Source organism: Pontimicrobium sp. MEBiC01747, from assembly GCF_053601635.1.
This window is the reverse complement of sequence record NZ_JBSHNS010000332.1, coordinates 1-3511: the sequence shown is the minus strand read 5'-3', so window position 1 is coordinate 3511 and position 3511 is coordinate 1. Positions and strand designations below refer to the sequence as shown.

Sequence of the window (3511 nt, the reverse complement as noted above, 5' to 3'; positions counted from 1 at the left end):
CTTTTTTGCAAAAGTATTATATGGTATAGAAAAAGAAGCTTCAAAACGAGGGTATAGTTTAATAACTTGTATTTCTAATGAGTTGTACGATAAAGAAGTTAATAGCTTAAACTTATTAGCTAATGGTAGTGTAGATGGCTTTATTATGTCTATAGCAGAAGAAACACAAATACAACAAAAATCTAATCATTTTAAATCTATTTTAGATAGAAAATTGCCAATTGTAATGTTTGATCGTACTTCAGAAAAAGTAGACTGCGATAAAGTAATTATAGACGATTTTCAAGCTACCTATAAAGTAACAAAACATTTAATAGATGAAGGCAGGCAACAAATAGTGCTCATTAATAATATTGAAGAATTAAGTGTAGGTAAATTAAGAACTAAAGGATACTTACAAGCAATAGAAGATGAAAATAATTATAAAAATGCACCCCTTGTAGTAAATATCTCTAAGGCAGATAATTTAGAAATTGCTGTAGATTCTATTTTTGAAACTTATAAAAATGTAGATGGTATAATTGCTATAGACAACGTATCTGGAGTAATTGCTTTAAATAAAGCTAAAAAAAGAGGCTATGCTATTCCCGAAAATTTATCAATAATAGGTTTTTCAGACGAAAATATATTACAATTTACAACACCTAAACTGTCTACAGTATCGCAACACTCACAAGACATTGGGGCAGCTTCTGTAAGACTGTTAGTAAAGAGACTTGAAAGTAAAGATAAAATAGAACCTACTACTAAAATTATTGATGTAAGCCTTCATTTAAGAGAAACTACAAAATAAATATAAATTATAGTACTTTATACTTTATGGTTTAACAGTTTTTATACTTATCGTGTAGGCCTTTGTTTTGAAGAATCATTGGCTTAATTTTTTCTAATCGAGATTGTTTTGTAGCCTCTCGTTTTGCTGTAGCTATATGCTCGCAATATTCACGTTGCTTAGAAGGCGATAAGTTATTAAATGCTGTTTTTAAAGTAGTATCTAATTCTAATTCTAATTTTAACTCTTTAGGAATAATAGTATCTTTCTTAGAGCGATCTGGTTTTATTTCTTTTCCAAGTTTTTGGTTTTCTATAGCTTCTTTTACGTACGATAAAACAATATTTTTATTAATAGCTTCAATAGACTCAAAACGCATTTGTCGTAATGCTTTTGTTTTATTTTCTTGAGCATTAACTAATACTTGCTGTTCGTCTTTTAAAAAGACACCATTAAAAAACCAAATACCAAAGTGTTTTTTAAAAGCACCAAGACCTACAACATTTTTACCATTTAAGGTATATACAGGAGCGCTCCATTTTATAGCTTCTTCTAATTCTGTAGTATTTAAAATCTCTCGTAATAAAGTTAAGGCTTCTGCATAATGCGAATTATTTTCTATATATTCTTCAACCGAATTAACTTTTTTCATAATTAATAATTTAATGTTATTCCCAATAGGTAAGCGTTCTTGTTTCTACATAAATTGGGATGAATTTTTTTGAATTGGATGTATGCGATTTTAAAGCCACCGTTTTTTTTATCCAATTACCAATAGTATCAAAATTATATGTAATCCTTAATTCTTCTTTTAATATATTGTTTTCGTAGTGTTTTTCTTTAATGGGGTTATAATACCTATCGTAAATAACCTCTCTCATTAAATAGGCTTTATCATCTTTAGCAATATTATGTTCGGTAATTTTAAAAACCCTATCATTATTATACGTATAAGTTGTTTTTACTCTAAAATAATTGGATCCATTTATAGACTCAATAATATTACCATCATTATTGTAGCTACAGGTATTAATTATAGTAGCTTTTTTTTCTAATGTAGTCTCTTTAATGATTTGGTTTTTTGTGTTGTAACTATAAGTTGTTTTTATAGAGTCTTGTGTATTTATTTTAAGTTTTTCTATAATTTTATTTTTAGCATTATAAGTAGAAACAATTTTTAAATATATACTATCATTAATAATAATAGTTTGTATTTCTTTTTTAGTAACACTATCTCTAATTATTGATTTTACCATGTGTTCAGGAAAAACAGAACTTTTAGTAATGGATTTTATTAAATTATTTTTAGAATCATAAACAGTATGAACAGTTTGTTGTGTTTTTCCGAAAAAATCAAAATATTCAGTATTCTCTACATTACCATTTATAGTATAAGTTTCTGTAAAAATAGGGACTGGTTTATCTGTTTTTTTAGTGTTTAAAGTATCTATATTCGCTCTAAACTGTTGTAGTTTTTTTACATTGCTAAATATGTTTTTTGCTTCTAAATCTGTTTTAAAATTTGAATATTTTGGTATAACATCAAGTTCTTTTTGACAGCTTGTAAATAATAGAAGTATAGATATTATGAATAAGTATTGTTTCATTATATATTACATGAATAAGTATTAGTTATTATGATGTTTTAAAATATTAAAAACATATTTATTATAATCGTCTCCCATAGGAAGATTCATATCTATTTTTATTTCATTTCTATAAGTTTGTTCTTTTTGTTGTTTTATTGGGTTCCACCCTTCTTTCATTACAGAACCCCAGTAAAATCCAATTCCTCTTTTTTGCCAATTTGGTAAATTATTAAAATTAATACCGTTATTAAATAATAATTCATTTTTAAAGGCTGTAGATTGGCCTTCTATAGCGTTGGTAGCCTCTATAGAAGATTTTCCTTGTTTACGTAGTAACCAGTAACAGTGTGCATTTAAAGCATTTCTGTGAGCATCTTCGTTTCTCCATCTAAAATAATCAATAACATCTTCTTGTCTTGGAAGTTGTGATATCCTACAATCGAAAGCACCAACAGCTCCTAATAATGCAGAGAACTTTGCACTTGCTTCTCCAGCAAGGACAGAATTATACTTTCTTAATTTTCTAGAAAATAGGGAATTATTAATATCAAATAGCAATGAGATCTCATCACTCTCGGTAAAGCCATAAATAACTTTAAAACCACAGTTCATAAGGTGAAGCACAGTTTGTATCATCATGTCCCTAAATTTGTTGTCGAAAGGACGTTCAAAATCATAAGTAACTTTTGTAAGTTTTGTAAAACTTCTCCCATCTATTCTTGCTACCATATAAATATTTGGAGGGACACAAAAATCATGAGCAGTTTCATATACTCGTAGTTTTTTATCTAGATCATCAAATTTCATTTTTCCATTCAGATATTACAAATTCATTATTTTTAATAGAGACATAATATAACATGTCATAACCTTCACTGTATGTAGGCATTTGCAGTTTACTGTAACATCCTTTTATACCTATATTGGGTATCTTAGCTTTACCTTTTCTTTTATTATTCCTTTTAATAGCTTCTTCTATAGATGAACTAAAATAATAGCCTACAACTTTATATTTTTTTTGTTTTGCAATCTCAATAAATGTTAAGCGATCTTTTATTTCTGGGTTAGTGTTATCTATAACAAATTTAGACTGTGTACTTAAGCAAGTTTGTAAAAAATGATTTAATTTATTTCTTGTATTGAGCAAATC

General features: G+C 27.2%; 5 protein-coding genes. 1 reads left to right on the top strand and 4 read right to left on the bottom strand.

The annotated features are described in order from the left end of the window. Positions 1-793: substrate-binding domain-containing protein (locus tag ACVC2P_RS10965; RefSeq protein ID WP_452598515.1), on the top strand; the 793-nt coding region annotated here is incomplete at its 5' end. Positions 794-824: 31 nt separating this feature from the next. Here ACVC2P_RS10965 and ACVC2P_RS10960 read toward each other — a convergent pair. The 4 genes from ACVC2P_RS10960 to ACVC2P_RS10945 form a co-directional block, all read right to left on the bottom strand. Then, positions 825-1424: a YdeI/OmpD-associated family protein gene (locus ACVC2P_RS10960; protein ID WP_452598514.1), complete on the bottom strand. Its 600-nt coding sequence runs from the start codon at positions 1422-1424 to the stop codon at positions 825-827. A gap of 16 nt (positions 1425-1440) precedes the next feature. Continuing rightward, entirely contained in the window at positions 1441-2379 is a 939-nt protein-coding gene (locus ACVC2P_RS10955) for a hypothetical protein (protein ID WP_452598513.1), read from the bottom strand. Between the two features lie 21 nt (positions 2380-2400). Further along, positions 2401-3168, bottom strand: coding sequence for a tRNA(His) guanylyltransferase Thg1 family protein (locus ACVC2P_RS10950; protein ID WP_452598512.1), 768 nt, complete (start codon positions 3166-3168; stop codon positions 2401-2403). Then, the coding region (locus ACVC2P_RS10945) for an AAA family ATPase (protein ID WP_452598511.1) at positions 3158-3511 on the bottom strand (354 nt) is incomplete at its 5' end. The genes ACVC2P_RS10950 and ACVC2P_RS10945, both read right to left, overlap by 11 nt.